Raw genomic sequence first — 16,303 nt, forward strand, 5'->3', positions numbered from 1 at the left:
CGGCTCCGGCGGCTCCCGCGGTCGGGGAGGCTTCTGCGGCTCCGGCGTCTCCGGCGTTCCTGGCGGGTTCGGCGGCTCCGGCGGGCCCGGCGGCACCGGGCAGGCCCGCCTGTCCGGCGGCGGGAACCACTGACCGTGAGGATTGGCCATGGCATCGCCTGAAGGCCTGACTCGCCCAGGCGAAAGACCGGCGGCGGGCCCCCCAAGACGGGGGCCCGCCGCATCCGGCCCACAGGAGGAGGACCCGTCTGGCCGGTCCCCGACGGGAGGGCCGGCCACGGCCATGGCCCTCGCAGCGGGGAGCACCGGCAGGGGCCCGCCCCGCCGGGAGCACCGGCAGGGGCCCGCCCGCCCGGGTCTGCCGCCTACTCGCCCGCGGCCTCGCGGGCGATGTCCGTGCGGTGGTGCGAACCCTCCAGGCGGATGCGGCCGACCGCCGTGTACGCGCGCTGCCTGGCCTCCGCGAGGTCCTTGCCCGTCGCGGTGACCGACAGGACGCGGCCGCCGGCGCTGACCACGTGGTCGCCGTCCCGCTTGGTCCCGGCGTGCAGGACGTACGTGTGCGGGGCGTCGAGCTCCGCGACCTCGTCCAGACCGGTGACGGGGTCGCCGGTGCGCGGCGCCGCCGGGTAGTGCTCCGCGGCGACGACCACCGTCACGGCGGCCTCGTCGCGCCAGGTCAGCGGCGGCTCCGCGTCGAGCGTGCCGTTCGCGGCGTTCAGCAGGACGCGGGCGAGCGGGGTGCGCAGCCGGGCCAGCACGACCTGGGTCTCCGGGTCGCCGAAGCGCGCGTTGAACTCGATCACGCGGACGCCGCGGCCGGTCAGGGCGAGACCCGCGTACAGCAGGCCGGAGAACGGCGTGCCGCGGCGGCGCAGTTCGTCGACGGTCGGCTGGAGGACGGTGTCCATGACCTCGTCGACCAGCTTCGGCTCGGCCCACGGCAGGGGCGAGTAGGCACCCATGCCGCCGGTGTTCGGGCCCTCGTCGCCGTCGTGGGCCCGCTTGAAGTCCTGGGCGGGGGTCAGCGGCAGCACGGTCGTGCCGTCGGTGATCGCGAAGAGGGAGACCTCGGGCCCGTCGAGGTACTCCTCGATCACCACCCGCTCGCAGGAGAGCGCGTGCGCGCGGGCCTGCTCGACGTCGCCGGTGACGACGACGCCCTTGCCGGCCGCGAGGCCGTCGTCCTTGACGACGTACGGGGCGCCGAAGGCGTCGAGCGCCTCGTCGATCTCCTCGGGCGTCGTGCAGACGTAGCTGCGGGCGGTGGGCACCCCGGCGGCGGCCATGACGTCCTTCGCGAACGCCTTGGAGCCCTCCAGCCGGGCGGCCTCCCGCGACGGGCCGAAGCAGGGGATGCCGGTGGCGCGCACGGCGTCGGCGACGCCCGCGACGAGCGGGGCCTCCGGGCCGACGACGACGAGGTCGGCGCCCAGGTCGCGGGCCAGGCCGGCCACGGCTGCGCCGTCGAGGGCGTCCACCTGGTGGAGCTCGGCGACGTCCGCGATTCCGGCGTTGCCGGGCGCGCAGTGCAGAGCGGTGACGTCGGGATCGAGGGAGAGGGAGCGGCACAGGGCGTGTTCGCGGGCGCCGCCGCCGATGACGAGGACCTTCACGCCAGCCAGGGTAGCCCGGAGCCCGCCCCGCCCTTTGTGCGGGCCGCCGACCGGGACGCCCTCACTCGTTCGTGTATTCGTCCAGGACGGTGGCGCCGAGCTCTCGGACGATCAGCTCGTGGCTGGAGAGCGCCGACTCGACGAGGTCGGGGTCGTCCTCTTCCGGTACGTCGTCCTCGGGTGCGACCTGCCGGGGCGCGGGCGGCGGTGGCGGCTCGTACGCGGGCTGCGGCTCGGCGGCGCGCGGCCCGCCGCGGGCGGCGCCCGGGCCGGGTGCGGGCTGCTGCGCCGCAGGAGCCTGCCCGGACTGCGACGCGGTGGTCTGCGGTCCGGACTGCGGGGGTGGCGGGGCGGCGGGCCCGGGGGCGCTCGGCTGCGGTGCGGCGGGCGGCGGGGCGGGGGCGGGGCGGCCACCGCCGTATCCGCCCGGGGAGGCGGGGCCGGGGGCGCCGCCGCCGGACGGGTCGACGATGGCCTCGACCTTCCACTGGACGTGGAACTGCTCGGCGAGGACCTGCCGCAGCACGTCCTCGCTGCCGCTGCTCAGGAAGTTGTCCCGGGCGCCCGCGTTGAGGAAGCCGAGCTGGAGGGTCGTGCCGTCGAAGCCGACGATCTGGGCGTTCTGGCTGAGCAGGATCCAGGTGAAGCGGCGGCGGTTCTTGACGGCTTCGAGCACGCCCGGCCACATGTTCCGCACCTGAGCGGCGCCCTGGGCCGCTTCGGGGGCCACCGCATGGGCGGCGGGCTGCGGCGCGGACGGGGCGGCGTGCGGCTGCGGGGCGGCCGGCCGCCCCTGCCCGGGCGTGGCGGCGGACGGCCACCCTCCGGGCTGGCGCGCGCTGCCCGTACCGGCACCGGCACCGGGTGCGGCGGCGGTGGGCCAGGCGCCGGGCGTGCGGGGAGCCGGGGCGGCCGCAGGCGCATCGGCGGGCGCGGGGGCGGCCGCGACGGGAGCGGGAGCCGGGGCGGGCGGCGCGGTGGGCGGCGCGGTGGGCGCGGGACCGGGGGCCTGGGCGGGGCCGGGCGCGGGGGCGACCGTTCCGGCCGTACCGGCGGGCTGGGCGGCGGGCGTGACGGGGGCGCGGCGGGCGGCGGCGCGGCGGGCCCGGCCGCGTCCGGCACGTGGGCGCCGGGCCCCGGGACGTACCCCATGGCGGGGCCCGGGCCGGGGTCTGGAAGTGGGCGCCGCGCTCCAGGCGCTCCAGCCGCGCCTGCAGCGACCGCTCGTCGTCGTAGGCGGCGGGCAGCAGGACGCGCGCGCAGATCAGCTCCAGCTGGAGGCGCGGCGAGGTGGCGCCGCGCATCTCGGTGAGCCCGGTGTTGACGAGGTCGGCGGCCCGGCTGAGCTCGGCGGCGCCGAACGTCGACGCCTGCGCCTGCATCCGCTCGACGACCTCCGCGGGCCCGTCGATGAGCCCCTTCTCCGCGGCGTCCGGCACGGCGGCGAGGATCACGAGGTCCCGCAGCCGCTCCAGCAGGTCGGCGACGAACCGCCGCGGGTCGTTGCCGCCCTCGACGACCCGGTCGACGACCTCGAAGGCCGCCGCGCCGTCGCCCGTGGCGAACGCCTCGACGACGGAGTCGAGCAGCGAACCGTCGGTGTACCCGAGGAGGGAGGTGGCCATGGCGTACGTCACACCGTCCTCGCCGGCACCGGCGAGGAGCTGGTCCATGACGGACATGGAGTCACGGACGGACCCGGCACCGGCCCGCACCACGAGCGGGAGCACCCCGTCCTCCACGGGGATGTCCTCCTGCCCGCACACCTGGGCCAGGTAGTCCCGCAGCGTGCCGGGCGGGACGAGCCGGAACGGGTAGTGGTGGGTCCGCGACCGGATGGTGCCGATGACCTTCTCGGGCTCGGTGGTCGCGAAGATGAACTTCAGGTGCTCCGGCGGCTCCTCGACCACCTTCAGCAGGGCGTTGAAGCCCGCCGAGGTGACCATGTGCGCCTCGTCGATGATGTAGATCTTGTACCGGCTGCCCGCGGGCCCGAAGAAGGCCTTCTCCCGCAGGTCGCGGGCGTCGTCGACACCGCCGTGGGAGGCCGCGTCGATCTCGATCACGTCGATGGACCCCGGCCCGTTCCGCGCGAGGTCCCGGCAGGACCGGCACTCCCCGCAGGGCGTGGGCGTCGGCCCCTGCTCGCAGTTCAGGCACCGGGCGAGGATGCGGGCACTGGTCGTCTTGCCGCACCCGCGGGGACCGCTGAACAGGTACGCGTGGTTGACCCGGTTGTTCCGCAGCGCCTGCTGCAGCGGGTCAGTGACATGCTCCTGCCCGATGACCTCCGCGAAGGTCTCGGGGCGGTAGCGGCGGTACAGCGCGAGGGACGACACGCATACGACGATATCGGGCCGCGCTGACAAACGACCCGCCCAAGATCACACACGCAAGCGCCCCCCACGCACCCGCCAGAGCCGACCTACCCTTGCTGCCTTCCGGCCCTGGGGGAGTTCAGTCAGATAGCGCCACGTGAGGGGCTGCGCCCAGGGTACCTGATCGTCCGGCCCGGCAACGAGTTCGCGAGCACTCCCCGGAGTCATGTAATGTTTCCGGCGGAGGATTCGCCTAGAGGCCTAGGGCGCACGCTTGGAAAGCGTGTTGGGGGCAACCCCTCACGAGTTCGAATCTCGTATCCTCCGCCAGTGCCTCACCGGGCACGATGTCGAAGAGCCCCACCGTTCGCGGTGGGGCCCTTCGACGTGTCTCAGACCTCGTTGTCCTGGTCCTTGTCCGTAGCGACTGTTCCCGGGGCTCCCCAGATGGCCTCAGTGATGGGCCAGCTGGCGGACGTCCGTGTCCCTGGCCGCGTAGTAGGCGTGCAGGGCGGCTTCGCTGCCGGAGCCCAAGGCAGTCATGATCCGTTGGAACCGGGCGGAGCGGAGGTCTCCGGCCACGATGACGCGGGGGTGCTGGTCGGTAGGCGGGCAGTATCCGTCCGCACCACGGGTCAGGTCGCCGGGCGGTGCGGTCGGGGCGTTCCCGATGCTGAGGTAGGCAGCGTTCGCCGCGATCGTGTGCCGTACGCCGTCCTTGCCCACCGCTTCCGCTGATACCGAGGCGCCTTCTGCGGAGGCCAGCGTGAGGTGCTCGACGGGGAGGAGCATGACGCGGGGGTCTTCGCGAATCTCCTCGATCTTGTACGCGTCAGCCGCCGGGTACGCCACGAGCAGGCGCGTGTCGGTGGTCGGGTGGGCGCGCAGGAAGGTGCCGATCGGGCGGTCGCCGCCGAGTACGAGGAGGGTGCGGCCCTCGGCATCCTCCGCCTGGGCCTGCCAGAGCGGGGGCAGGGTGAGGCCGGCGGGGGCTGTGATCCAGGTGACGTCGCGGGGCTGGAGGGCGCCGACGCCGGTGGCGACGACGGCGTACGGAGCGGTGAGACGGGTCCCCGTGTCGACCGTGACCGTCACCCCGTCCTTGCCGGCCCGGAGATCGGTGACGTACCGGCCGATTTCGAGGCGGCACAGATCCGTGCCCTTGACCTCCGCGACGATGGAGTCGGCCAGTTCGGGGCCGCTGGTGTGGCCGCCGAGGACGTTGTTCAGGGCCGGAATCCGGTAGAGGTTGCGGCACAGCCGGTCCCGCTCGATCAGGATCGAGCGCATGCCCACGCTGGCGGCCATGCGGGCAGCGGCGCAGCCTGCCGGACCGCCGCCGATGATGATCAGGTCGGTGTCGTACAGCGTGTCGGCCATGGGGCTATTCCAGCACCGGGGCTCCGGCGTACGCAGTGAGTCGGCCGATCACGTGGTCGGTGGTGACGAGTCGGCCGGTTCCGAGCAGGCGGCGGGCGACGAGGAGGCCGGCGTCGCCGGTGCGATGGACCTCGGCGCCGCGGCTGCCGAGTTGCGGGGACTCACCCTCCTGCACGGCGACCACGACTTCGCAGGCATCGCCGCGGTAACCGGCCAGCCCCTTCGGTGGTACGGCCCCGAGGGCCGCAAGGAGCCGAGCAGTGGTTGCGGTTCTGGCTGCCTTCACCTCCGTCCGGGGCTGTCCGGAGAGGGCCGCCCCGAACCCTCCGCCGCTGGTCAAGACGGGTACGGGCCATTCCGGGCCCCGTACGAACAGGTGGGCAGCGGGTGGGGGCGCCCTCACGAGTTCGCATCCCGCATCCTCCGCGAGTGCCTCACCGGGCAGCTGCCCGAGAAAGGCCGGGTCGCGCCATCACGCCGTTCGTCGGCAAGCATCCGGCGAATCCGCCGGCAGGGCAGGGGTCGGCGGTGACGGGTGCTCCGCCTTACCGGCCGTGCGCCGCTCGCGCCCCCCACAGCAAAAAACCTACCGCTTGGTTTTGTCAAGGGGCTTTCTCTGCGCAGCCAGAGGGCCGGCAGGTGACCCACCCGGAAGGGCGAGGGGGATTCACCTCGCTCCGAAGTCGGCCGCGACATGGCCGCCCGACCCCCGGATCGCCCTTTCATCGCCAGGTGAGGGCATGCCATTCGAGGTGCGGGGTCGGGGGTCGCCTTGGCGGGGTCGCAGGCCGCCGACCCACCCGTCCCTGCGACCGAACCCCCAAGGCCGCCATTGACAAAACAGCTCAGTTGGTTTGTTATGGCGTCGGCTGACCGGGGAGACGGCTTCGTTTCGGAGGGATCGAGCATGCTCACACACGCGCCGCCGAGGAAGGACGCGGCCGCACGGCTCGCCGCGGACATCCGGCGCCGGGTCGTCGAGATGAGCGGGGCGCCCGGTGGTGCCCGCCTCGGCGGCAGCCTGTCCGTCGCCGACCTGCTCGCCGTGCTGTACGGCGAGGTGCTGCGGCAGCCGGCCGGCGACGGGGCCTCCTCCGGTGACCGCGACTACCTCGTCCTCAGCAAGGGCCACGCCTCCGCCGCGCTGTACGCCGCGCTCGCCGCGACGGGCCTCATCCCGGACGCGGAGACCGGGACGTACCGGCAGGACGGCAGCCGGCTCGCCGGGCACCCCCTGCGGCGGCTGCCCGGGGTGGACTTCGCGACCGGCGCGCCCGGGCAGGGCCTGTCACTGGGCCTGGGCGTGGCCCTCGCCGGGCGGCGCTACGGCTACGACAACCGCGCCTTCGTGATCCTCGGCGACGGCGAGCTCCAGGCGGGCTCCACCTGGGAGGCGGCCATGGCCGCGGCCCACCTCGGCGCCGACAACCTCGTCGCGGTCGTGGACCGCAACGGCTGGCAGGGCGGCCGCCGCACCGAGGACCGCATGGCGCTGGAGCCGCTCGCCGACAAGTGGACGGGCTTCGGCTGGGACGTGCTGAGGATCGACGGGCACGACCACGGCCAGATCCGGCGGGCCCTCGAAGGGCCCGTCCGGCCGGGGCGGCCCACGGTCGTCCTCGCCCGCACCGTGGCGGCGCGCGGTGTCCCCGGCCTGCACGACACCCGGCGCGGCAACACAGCGGTCCTCGACGCGCAGGCGCGGCGGCTGGCCCTCGCCGCGCTGGCGGGTGAGCGTCCGTGACCGGCACGGGCGTCGCGGCCCGCCGCTCCGTCGCGGACGTCCTCGACCACGTGTGGGAGCACCGCTCGGTGCTGTCCGGCCCGGACGCCTACGCCCTGGCGCTGCTCGCGCTGGGCCGCGAGAACCCGCTGCTGGCCTGCCTGTCAGCGGGCACGGACCTGGAGGCGGAGTTCGCCGCGGAGCTGCCGCGCCAGTACGTGGACCTCGGCGTCGCCGAGCAGAACCTGATCGGTGTCGCCGCCGGGATGACGGTGGCCGCCCGGCCGGTGTTCGCGAGCGGCCTGGGCCCGTTCGCCGTCGGCCGCGCCTTCGAGCAGATCAGGACCGGTGTGGCGGGCGCCGACCTGCCCGTCAAGATCGTCGGTACGCACGCGGGGCTCTCCGCGGGCTCCGAGGGCCCCGCCCGCCACGCCCTGGAGGACCTCGGCACCACCCGCATGCTGCCGCACATGACGGTGGTGGCGCCGGCCGACGCGTGGGAGGCCGCGCAGGCGACGGTGGCCCTCGCGCGCACCCCGGGCCCCGCCTACCTGCGGCTCGGCGGGCCCGCGACGCCGTCGCCGTACGCGGAGCGCGCCCCGTTCGTGCTCGGCAGGGCGCGGGTGCTGCGGGCACCCGGCCGGGTGCTGTTCGTCGCCACCGGACCGCACCCCAACCTCGTGGCGGCGGAGGCGGCCCGCGAACTGGCCGCGCGGGGCGTCAGCGCCGGGCACCTCAACATGCACACGGTCAAGCCGCTGGACCGGGAGGCCCTGCTGGCTGCGAGCGCCCGTTCGGAGGTGGTGGTGACCATCGAGGACCACCGCGCCGTGGGCGGTCTGGGCAGCGCGGTGTGCGAGGTGCTCGCGGAGGCGGGCGGGCCCCCGGTGCGGCGCATCGGGGTGCCGGACGTCCACTTCGACCTCGTGGGCGGCGAGCGGTACCTGCTGGACCGCGCCGGGATCACCGTACGGAACGCCGTCACCCAGGCGCTGGACGTCGTTGGGTGACCGCTCACCTGGCCGGGCGCTCGCGCGGGGGGCTTCCTGCGCGCGGGGAGCTTCCTGCGCGCGGGCGGCCTGCGTACGGGCGGCCTGCGCGCGGGCGGCCTGCGTCCGGGCGGCCTGCGTGCGAGGCGGCCTGCGTGCGAGTGGTCCCCGGGCCGCCTCGCGCCCCCGTCCGGGCCTCCACCGCCACTCGGGCACACCAGGTGCCGCCTCGACGACATGAGAAGGAGAACCACCGTGCACAGCCCGGTAGCCGCCGTCCCCCCGGCGGCGGAAGCGATCCGCGTCATGAAGTTCGGCGGCACGTCCCTGGGGCCCGCGCCCGAGCGGCTGCGCGCCGTCGCCGAGCGGATCGCCGGCGCCCACCGCGCCGGCCATCCCGTCGTCGCGGTGGTGTCGGCACGCGGCACCACCGCCGACGCCCTCGCGGCGGACGCGCGCGCCGTGTCGGCGGCGCCGCCCGCGCGGGAGGCGGACCAGCTGCTCGCCACCGGCCCCGTCGCGTCGGCCGCCCTCCTCGCGATCGCCCTCACCGGCATGGGTGTCCCCGCCGCGGCCCTGACGGGGGCGCAGGCCGGTATGGCCGCGTCCGGTCCGCACGGCGACGGCGGCTCACCGCCGTGGACGGCACGCGGCTGCGGGAGCTGCTGCGCCGCCGCACGGTCGCGGTGGTGGCGGGCGGCCAGGCCGGGGATGCCGCCGGCGACGTGGTCACCTTCGGCAAGGGCGGTTCCGACACGACCGCCGTCGCCCTCGCGGCGACGCTCGGCGCGGCCGCCTGCGAGGTCCACACGGACGTCGCAGGTGTGCACACCGCGGATCCGCGCATCACGCCGGAGGCCCGGCTGCTGCCCGTGATCGGCAGCGGTCTCATGGCCGAGATGGCCTACTCGGGGGCCGCCGTCCTGCACCCGCAGGCCGTCGGGATCGCGGCGAGGGCGGGCGTGCGCATCCACGTCCGCTCCGCGTTCTCCGACCGGCCCGGCACCACCGTCATCCCTGAGGAAACCGGAGAGGACATGCTGGAAAGCGCCCAGTCCGTCACGGCGATCGCGCACGACACGGAGGTCGCCCGGGTGGTGATCCGCCCGGGCAGCCTGAGCCACCGGGGCCTGGAGCTGTTCGCCGCGCTCGCCGAGATCTCCGTCCCCGTGGACCTCGTGTCCCGTGTCGGCGACGGGGACATCGGCCACGGCTGGGACTTCACGGTCGCCCGCCGCCATGTGCCCGTGCTGCGCGAGGTGCTGGGCCGGCTCGCCTGCCCCGCGGACGTCCACGACCCGGTGGCCAAGATCTCCCTGATCGGTACGGGGCTGCTGAGCCGGCCGTTCACCACGGGCCGCATGCTGGCCGCGCTCGGGCAGGCCGGGATCGACGCCTACTCGGTGTCGACCTCGCAGATCCGCACCGCGTTCACGGTCTCCAAGGTGCACTGCGCGCGGGCCGTGGAGCTGCTGCACCGCGAGTTCCGGCTCGACGAACCGGTCCCGGCACTCGGCCACCCCGTCGCCGTGTAGCCGCGGCGCCGGGTGGACGCGGCGCCGGGTGGACGCGGTGCCGGGCGCTGCATGGCCGGGCGACCGCGCGACCGGGCGACCGGGTGGTGGGGTGGGCGGGTGGTGGGGTGGGTGGGGTGGACGTAACGGCCGTACGGGCGGCGGCGCGTGGCAGGCGCGCAGGCTCCGGCGCGCGTGCGTGCGCCTCAGCGGCGGAACAGGTCGCGGCCGACGTCCGCGGGCACCTGCTCCCTCACCGGGACGCTGCCCGGCCCGGGACGGCGGGTGCCCGGCACGGTCTCGGCCCGGGTGCGGTGCAGGAGGACGACGCCGTCGCGGCTCCAGGTCTCCGTGTAGCCGTGGTCCCTGAGCAGGGCGACCCTGCGGCGCTGGTCGGCTGCGCTCAGGAAGGGGAAGGAGCGCCGCCCTTCCCGCATCAGGACCCAGTCCGCGCCCCTGGGGGTGGCGTCCGCGATCACCACGTCGGTACGGGCCGTGAGGCGGGGCGCGATGTTGTTGTCGGCCTCCACCGTCGCCCCGTCAGGTATCAGCTCCGCGGCCTGGATCAGGGCCCTGGCCTCCGTGTCGGGCCGCCAGGACTGGGGGTTCAGCAGGACGCCCGCGCCCACGAAGAGCGTGGCGGCCGTGCTGAGGGCGACCGCCGCCGCGGGCAGCGCGGCGACCACCGGGTGGGCGGCCGCCGCACCCGTCGGGCGCGGGCGCCCCGGGTCGGGCGCGCGCCGCCCCGCGTGCCGGACGGGCGGATGCGGTCGAGGCCGGGCGGGCGCGGCAGCCGGGAGCGGGCCCGGTGGAGGCGGCCCGCGGTCTCCAGCGCCGCGGTCAGCAGGATCGGCCACAGGAACGCGTCGTAGTGGTGGATCGCCGGCCAGTGGTTGGGGTTGTCGGACAGCACCCGCTCCCCCAGCAGCGGCAGCGCCAGCAGGAAGGTCGGCGAACCGAGCGGCAGCAGCGCCAGGGTGCCCAGGAGCCAGACGAGCAGCGCCGCCTTGACGGTGGGGGTGACGGCGACGAGCGCCACCGCCCACGGCTCCGTGACCAGCCGCACCAGCGCCTCGCCCGGGTCGGCGCCCACCCTGCCGTAGGACCAGTAGTAGCCGGGCACCCCACCCATGGCCGGCAGGAACCACCGCACCGCCGCCGCCGTCACCGCGGGGCCCGCCACCATCAGGGCCAGCCCCGTGGTGCGCCCGCCGCGGCTGCCGGCGCGGTGGGCGCGGACGGCGAGGAGCGCGCCGAACAGGCCGACGACCAGCCCCATGTCCTCCTTGACCGTGCAGAGCACCGCCGCCCACACCGCGGCCGGGCCGTGGCGGCGGGCCAGGCCCCGCTCCAGCATCAGCAGGGTGACCGGCACCGCGAAGGCCACTTCGTGGAAGCCGGAGTACGCGGCGTTCGCCAGCGGCCAGCCCAGGGCGTACACGAGGCCCGCCACGTCCGCCGCGCGCCGTACGGCCGCGGGCGCGGCGCCCGCGTAGCAGTGCCGGGCGATGCGGCGCACCACGGGCACCCCGGCGGCGAACAGCGCGGCCTGCGCCACGATCAGGGTCCGCGGGTCGTCCCACAGCCAGTACAGCGGCGCCAGCAGCGCCAGTACCGGCGAGAAGTGGTCCCCCAGCACGGAGAAGCCGGGCGGGAACTCGTGGTGCACGTTCTTGATGGCGGACCGCGGCAGCGCGAAGTCGGCGTAGGAGCGCACGGCCTGGTCGAATATTCCCAGGTCGAAGCCCGCGACCCGCAGGGCCGTCCACGACTGCAGTCCGATCGCGCAGCACACGAGGAAGCACAGTGCGGCGAGCACCGCCCCCGCTGGGCCGCCGCGCCCTCCCCGCCCGGCCTCGGCGCGGCAAGAAGCAGCGCCGCCCGCTCGGCCCGGCCCCACCGGGCGCCCCGCACGCCCCGCTCAGCCCGCACGCCCCGCTGGTCGGGTACGCCCCGCTGGTCCCGTACGGCCTGCCCGTCCCGTACGGCCTGCCCGTCCTGTACGGCCTGCCCGTCCCGTGCGCCCGCCGCAACCGTGTCGCCGCCGGGTGCGCCGGGCCCCCGGCCGCGACCGCCGCCGTCCCCGCCAACTCGCGCCGTGGTCGCGGCACCTGGGCGTCAATCCGGGACGGTGTCCCCTCTCCCCGATCACTCATGCGGCAGACGCTACGCTGCCGCCCCGCGTCACCGCCGCCGCGCACGTACGGCTCCGACGGCCGGGAAGCCGGCGGTGACCGCGCCCCCTTCCACGGCGGCGGTCCACAACCCGGCGGTGGCCGCCGGCAGGGCCAGGGCGGCGGACAGACCGCGGGCCGCGCACCGGGCGACCGTACGGGCACGGGCGTCCGCGTCAGGGCGGCGGCCGCCGGCGAGCCGCAGCAGCGCGACGGCCGGGCCGGTGGCCCGTGCTGCGCGAGGGACGTCATGTGCGCCCCGGGCAGGGCGAACGGTCCCGTCGCGCGTCCCTCATCGGGCACCGCCCGCCGCCCGGGTGGCGCGGGCCGCGCCCTCGGGCCACACCACGTCCACGGGGATGCCCCGGGCCCGGGCGTACGCCACCAGGTGGGCGGTGGCGTCCCGCTCGTCGGACGGTGAGCCGTCCCAGACGGCCAGCAGCCGGCGGCTGGTGCGGATCATCCGCTCGTCCGCTTCGACGCAGGCGTCCCGCCCTTCGGGGTCGTACGGCAGCAGCCGCATGTGCTCGGCCAGCAGCAGGAGTTCACCGGCCGCGGCCCGGTCGCGCCGTGGCAGGAGCGCCGGGACGGACCCCTGCGCGGGCACCATGACCACGAGGCCGCGGCCCGCCCCCGTACCGCCCGGCCGACGGCCAGGGGCAGGCCGGCGCCGACGCGGACGACACCGGTCGCCCCGTCCGCGGTGTGCTCGAACCGCGCCCGCAGCGCGGCCTCCACCAGGGGCAGGCTGTCGGGGGTCAGGTCGGCGTGGCCGACCGCGGCGATCACCTCGCGGCTCGCTCTCGCGCCATCGGGCCCATGGGCACCTCCCCGGGTCGGGTACGGACACGGCGGGCCCGCCCGGTGTCGCCGACGGACGGGCCCGTAGTGAGGTCACCACAGACCGCAGCCCTCCGGAAAGGGGGCGAACGGCTCCGACGTGCGCCGACGGGCCCACCGCCGCCCCCGGCCGGCCGACTGCGCGTCAGGACACGGGCGGTGGCGGGTTGCGGTGGATGCGGTGGTGCGGTGGTGCGGCAGGCCGCGTTCGGCGAGGTCGCGGATCGTGGCGTCGACCATCCCGGGCGGGCCGCACTGACGTACGCGGTGGGGTGGGCCGGGTCGCCGAGGTGGTGCGGCCGGCCGAGCGGCGGCCCCGTGGGCGTGCCCGGCCGTGCCGCGGCCGTGCGCGCCGCCGCAGCCGAGGGAGCGGTCCGGACCGGACCGGACCGGACGGGACCGGTCTGGACCGGACCGTACCGGGGCCGTGGCGTGCCACCGCCGGCCGAGCGGCTCCGGGGGCGGCGGTCAGTCCTCGGGGCCGCTCCGGCGGGCGGCGGCGCCCCGCAGCGCGCCCAGGTAGACGCCGAGGAGGATCAGCGGCGCGCCCACCAGCAGGGACGGCGTGAGCGGCTCGTCGTCCAGCCACGCGGAGGCGGCGATCGTCACGACGGGGATGACCACGAACACGTACGCCGCCCTTGAGGGCCCCCACCGCTCGATGACCACGACGTAGGACACGAACGTCAGCACCGACCCGGCCACCACCAGATACGCCAGCGCCCACCACGTGGCGGCCCGGTCCGGCAGCACCCAGGCGTCCCCTGCCGCGAGCGACCCGGCGAAGAGCAGCACGGCGGCCGCGGCCATCCCCACCGCGTTCATCGTCACGGGGTGCAGCTTCGGCACCCGCTTCACGAGGACGGCCGCCTGCGCGAAGGACAGCACGGCGCCGAGCGCCGCGAGCAGCGCCGGCCACGCCACGTCGGCCTGCACCGTCGCCCGCGACACCACGCCGACGCCCGCGGTCGCGCACAGCGTCCCGGACAGGGCCGCCGCGCTGAACCGCTCCTGGTGCTGCGCCACCGACAGCAGCAGCGCGACGAGCGGCACCAGCGCCAGGAGCGTCTGCGCCAGACCGGCGTGGATGTGGACCAGCGCGTAGTAGGCGAGGCCGAACGTGACGCCGAAGTTCAGCACCCCGAACAGCACCGCGCCCGCCAGCGCACGTCCCCGCGGCCAGGCGAGCCGCCGCACGGCCATGAGCAGCAGCAGGACGGCGGCGGCGGCGCCGAACCGCACCGCGGCGCCCCACAGCGGGTCCAGCTCGCGGTTGCTGAAGCGGACGCCCACGGCGTTGCCGCCCGCCAGGACGCACGTGACGGCGAAGGCGCCGAGCGCGACCCGGTCGCGGACCACTCGCACGTCTTCACCGTACGGCCGCGTCCCCGCCCCGCGCGGCCTCACCGAAGGGCTGGGGCGCCGACGGGCCGGTCGGGGTGGGTCGGGGCGGTCGGGCCGTCGGGGCCCGCTGCCAGGGGCCGCGCGGCCCGGGGGTCAGCAGACGTGGCGTTCGCGCTCCGGCGAGTACAGGTGGCTGTCGCGGAACTGGGTGGCCGCCAGCGTCCGGCCGACGATGATGACCGCGGTCCTGGTGATGCCCGCCGCCTTGGTCTGCTCCGCGATGTCGGCGAGCGTGCCGCGCAGCACCACCTCGTCGGGTCGGCTGGCCATCGCGACGACGGCGGCCGGACAGTCCTCCCCGTAGTGCGGTACGAGCTCCGCGACGACCCGGTCCGCGTAGCGGGCCGCCAGATGCAGCACCAGCAGGGCGCCGCTGCGGCCCAGGGTGGCCAGGTCCTCGCCCTCCGGCATGGGGGTGGCCTGCTGGGCGACGCGGGTGAGGATGACGGTCTGGCCGACGGTCGGCACCGTCAGCTCCCGCTTCAGCGCCGCGGCGGCCGCCGCGAACGCCGGGACGCCGGGCACCACCTCGTACGGCACCCCGGCCGCGTCGAGGCGGCGCATCTGCTCGGCGACGGCGCTGAACACCGACGGGTCGCCGGAGTGCAGCCGCGCCACGTCGTGCCCGGCCTCGTGGGCGCGGACCAGCTCGGCGACGATCGCGTCCAGGTCCATCTGCGCGGTGTCGACCAGCCGGGCGTCCGGCGGGCACTCGGCCAGCAGCTCCCGCGGCACCAGTGAGCCGGCGTAGAGGCACACCCGGCAGGAGGCGAGCGTGCGGGCGCCCCGCACGGTGATGAGGTCGGCGGCGCCCGGGCCGGCGCCGATGAAGTACACCGTCATGACTGCTGCTCTCCTGCCTTCGTCACTGCGTCAGTCCGTCCCTGAGTCCCTGCGTGCCTGCGTGCCTGCGTCCCTGCGTCCCTGCGTGCCTGCGTCCCTGCGTCCCTGCGTCCGTACGCCACCGGTACCACCGGTACCACACCGGTACCACCGGCATCACCCGCGCCGCCTGCGCCGCCGCCGCGTCACTTCGTCACGGACCACTGGGTGACCGGCATCGCCTGCCGCCACCCGGTGAAGCCGCCGACGGGGACGGCGTGGGCGACCGCGAGGCGGACGAGCTCGCCGCCGTGCCGCCGGTACCGGTCGGCCAGCAGCGCCTCCGACTCCAGCGTCACGGTGTTCGCGACCAGCCGACCGCCCGCCGGGAGGGCGTCCCAGCAGGCGTCCAGAAGGCCGGGCGCGGTGAGCCCGCCGCCGATGAACACCGCGTCGGGCGCGGGCAGCCCCGCGAGCCCCCGGGCGCGGCGGCCCGGACCACGCGCAGCCCCGGCACGCCCAGCGCGGCGGCGTTCCGCTCGATCCTGTCGGCCCGTGCCGGGTCGCGCTCCACGCTGACGGCCCGGCATCCGCGGTGGGTCCGCATCCACTCGATGCCGACGGAACCGGAGCCGCCGCCGACGTCCCACAGCAGTTCGCCGGGGGCGGGGGCGAGCGCGGCGAGCGTCGCGGCCCGCACGTACCGCTTCGTCAGCTGCCCGTCGTGCTCGTACGCGTCGTCGGGCAGGCCCGGTACGGCTCCGAGGCGGGGCGCGCCCGGGGCGCGGCGGCACTCGACGGCGACGATGTTCAGGGGGTCGCCGGGCGGCGCGTCCCACGCGTCGGCGGTGGCGGGGGCGTCAGCCGCTCCCGGTCGGGGTGGCCGAGCTGCTCCAGCACCCGCAGGGCGCTCGGTCCGTACCCGCGTCCGCGCAGCAGGGCCGCCACCCGGGCGGGGGTCGCGGCGTCGGCGCTCAGCACGAGCAGCCTGCGGCCGTCGTGGAGCGCCGCGGTCAGCGTGTCCGGGTCCCGCCCGACCAGGGACACCGTCTCGGTGTCCTCCAGGGGCCAGCCGAGCCGCGCGCAGGCGTACGACACGGAGGAGGGGTGCGGCAGGACCCGCAGCCGCTCGGCGCCCACGGCGTCGGCGAGGGCGCGCCCCACGCCGTGGAACATGGGGTCGCCGCTGGCCAGCACGGCGATCCGGCGGCCCGCGTGGGCGGCCAGCACCCGGGGGACGGCGGGCCGCAGCGGCGAGGGCCAGGCGATCCGCTCGGCGCGGACCTCGTCCTCGGGCAGCAGGCCGAGTTGGCGGGCGCCGCCGCCGACGACGACCTCCGCGGCCCTCAGGGCGGCACGGGACGCCTCGGGCAGCCGTCCCAGCCGTCGGCGCCCACGCCGACGACGGTGACGGGGGTGCGGGGCTCTCCGGGCTGTTCACGCCCCGGAACACTACCGGCCGGTCGCCTGCGCCCCCGCCCGGGGCGGTCCCACCGCCGCCGCCCCCGGCCGCCGCCCCCGGG

11 protein-coding genes, 1 tRNA gene, 1 other RNA gene and 5 pseudogenes are annotated in these 16,303 nt (G+C 76.4%); 6 read left to right on the plus strand and 12 right to left on the minus strand.

Annotated features, from left to right (window positions below):
• Nucleotides 1-365 precede the first annotated feature (365 nt).
• The 4 genes and pseudogenes from purD to ffs all read right to left on the minus strand — a co-directional run bounded on the left by purD (nucleotide 366) and on the right by ffs (nucleotide 4,104).
• A complete protein-coding gene (purD, locus tag L6E17_RS16950; RefSeq protein ID WP_236241588.1) occupies nucleotides 366-1,616 on the minus strand; it encodes a phosphoribosylamine--glycine ligase in 1,251 nt (416 codons plus the stop codon).
• 61 nt (nucleotides 1,617-1,677) lie between these two features.
• On the minus strand, nucleotides 1,678-2,304 hold the full coding sequence (locus L6E17_RS16955) for a hypothetical protein (RefSeq protein ID WP_236241749.1): 627 nt from the start codon (nucleotides 2,302-2,304) through the stop codon (nucleotides 1,678-1,680).
• Between the two features lie 109 nt (nucleotides 2,305-2,413).
• Nucleotides 2,414-3,955, minus strand: a pseudogene (locus L6E17_RS16960) (DNA polymerase III subunit gamma and tau); the annotation flags it as partial.
• Between the two features lie 50 nt (nucleotides 3,956-4,005).
• Nucleotides 4,006-4,104: signal recognition particle sRNA small type (gene ffs, locus L6E17_RS16965), an RNA gene on the minus strand.
• Between the two features lie 72 nt (nucleotides 4,105-4,176).
• On the opposite strand from ffs, the gene L6E17_RS16970 reads away from it, so the two are divergent.
• Nucleotides 4,177-4,264, plus strand: a tRNA-Ser gene (locus L6E17_RS16970).
• A gap of 123 nt (nucleotides 4,265-4,387) precedes the next feature.
• Here the strand turns inward: L6E17_RS16970 and L6E17_RS16975 are convergent.
• Nucleotides 4,388-5,314, minus strand: a complete 927-nt coding sequence (locus L6E17_RS16975; protein WP_236241589.1) for an FAD-dependent oxidoreductase — start codon at nucleotides 5,312-5,314, stop codon at nucleotides 4,388-4,390.
• A 4-nt stretch (nucleotides 5,315-5,318) separates the two neighbouring features.
• Nucleotides 5,319-5,600 (minus strand): hypothetical protein, encoded by a 282-nt coding sequence (locus L6E17_RS31510; RefSeq protein WP_374109067.1) that lies wholly within the window; start codon nucleotides 5,598-5,600, stop codon nucleotides 5,319-5,321.
• A gap of 621 nt (nucleotides 5,601-6,221) precedes the next feature.
• On the opposite strand from L6E17_RS31510, the gene L6E17_RS16985 reads away from it, so the two are divergent.
• The 5 genes and pseudogenes from L6E17_RS16985 (at nucleotide 6,222) to L6E17_RS31525 (ending at nucleotide 9,561) form a co-directional block, all read left to right on the plus strand.
• Nucleotides 6,222-7,058 carry a 1-deoxy-D-xylulose-5-phosphate synthase N-terminal domain-containing protein gene (locus tag L6E17_RS16985; protein WP_236241590.1) on the plus strand — a complete coding sequence of 279 codons (837 nt, stop codon included), beginning with the start codon at nucleotides 6,222-6,224 and terminating at the stop codon, nucleotides 7,056-7,058.
• A complete protein-coding gene (locus tag L6E17_RS16990) occupies nucleotides 7,055-8,047 on the plus strand; it encodes a transketolase family protein (protein ID WP_236241591.1) in 993 nt (330 codons plus the stop codon). The genes L6E17_RS16985 and L6E17_RS16990 overlap by 4 nt, the downstream gene beginning before the upstream one ends.
• A 285-nt stretch (nucleotides 8,048-8,332) precedes the next feature.
• A pseudogene (locus L6E17_RS31515) lies at nucleotides 8,333-8,605 on the plus strand (aspartate kinase); the annotation flags it as partial.
• A 47-nt stretch (nucleotides 8,606-8,652) separates the two neighbouring features.
• Nucleotides 8,653-8,997 (plus strand): annotated as a pseudogene (locus L6E17_RS31520) (aspartate kinase); the annotation flags it as partial.
• A 66-nt stretch (nucleotides 8,998-9,063) separates the two neighbouring features.
• Complete coding sequence (locus L6E17_RS31525; RefSeq protein ID WP_374109077.1) at nucleotides 9,064-9,561, plus strand: hypothetical protein; 498 nt, start codon at nucleotides 9,064-9,066, stop codon at nucleotides 9,559-9,561.
• Between the two features lie 185 nt (nucleotides 9,562-9,746).
• On the opposite strand, the gene L6E17_RS17000 is transcribed toward L6E17_RS31525, so the two are convergent.
• The 6 genes and pseudogenes from L6E17_RS17000 to cbiE form a co-directional block, all read right to left on the minus strand.
• Entirely contained in the window at nucleotides 9,747-10,169 is a 423-nt protein-coding gene (locus tag L6E17_RS17000) for a hypothetical protein (RefSeq protein ID WP_236241592.1), read from the minus strand.
• Nucleotides 10,148-11,359 (minus strand): DUF2079 domain-containing protein, encoded by a 1,212-nt coding sequence (locus tag L6E17_RS17005; protein WP_236241593.1) that lies wholly within the window; start codon nucleotides 11,357-11,359, stop codon nucleotides 10,148-10,150. The genes L6E17_RS17000 and L6E17_RS17005 overlap by 22 nt, the downstream gene beginning before the upstream one ends.
• A 647-nt stretch (nucleotides 11,360-12,006) precedes the next feature.
• Nucleotides 12,007-12,503, minus strand: a pseudogene (locus L6E17_RS17010) (hypothetical protein).
• Nucleotides 12,504-13,022: 519 nt separating this feature from the next.
• Nucleotides 13,023-13,919 (minus strand): DMT family transporter, encoded by an 897-nt coding sequence (locus tag L6E17_RS17015; protein WP_236241594.1) that lies wholly within the window; start codon nucleotides 13,917-13,919, stop codon nucleotides 13,023-13,025.
• Nucleotides 13,920-14,051: 132 nt separating this feature from the next.
• Nucleotides 14,052-14,801 (minus strand): precorrin-4 C(11)-methyltransferase, encoded by a 750-nt coding sequence (gene cobM / locus L6E17_RS17020; RefSeq protein ID WP_236241595.1) that lies wholly within the window; start codon nucleotides 14,799-14,801, stop codon nucleotides 14,052-14,054.
• Between the two features lie 185 nt (nucleotides 14,802-14,986).
• Nucleotides 14,987-16,177 (minus strand): annotated as a pseudogene (cbiE, locus tag L6E17_RS17025) (precorrin-6y C5,15-methyltransferase (decarboxylating) subunit CbiE).
• Nucleotides 16,178-16,303: the final 126 nt, after the last annotated feature.

The sequence above is a fragment of the Streptomyces sp. CC228A genome (assembly GCF_021390935.1).
GTDB lineage: Bacteria > Actinomycetota > Actinomycetes > Streptomycetales > Streptomycetaceae > Streptomyces.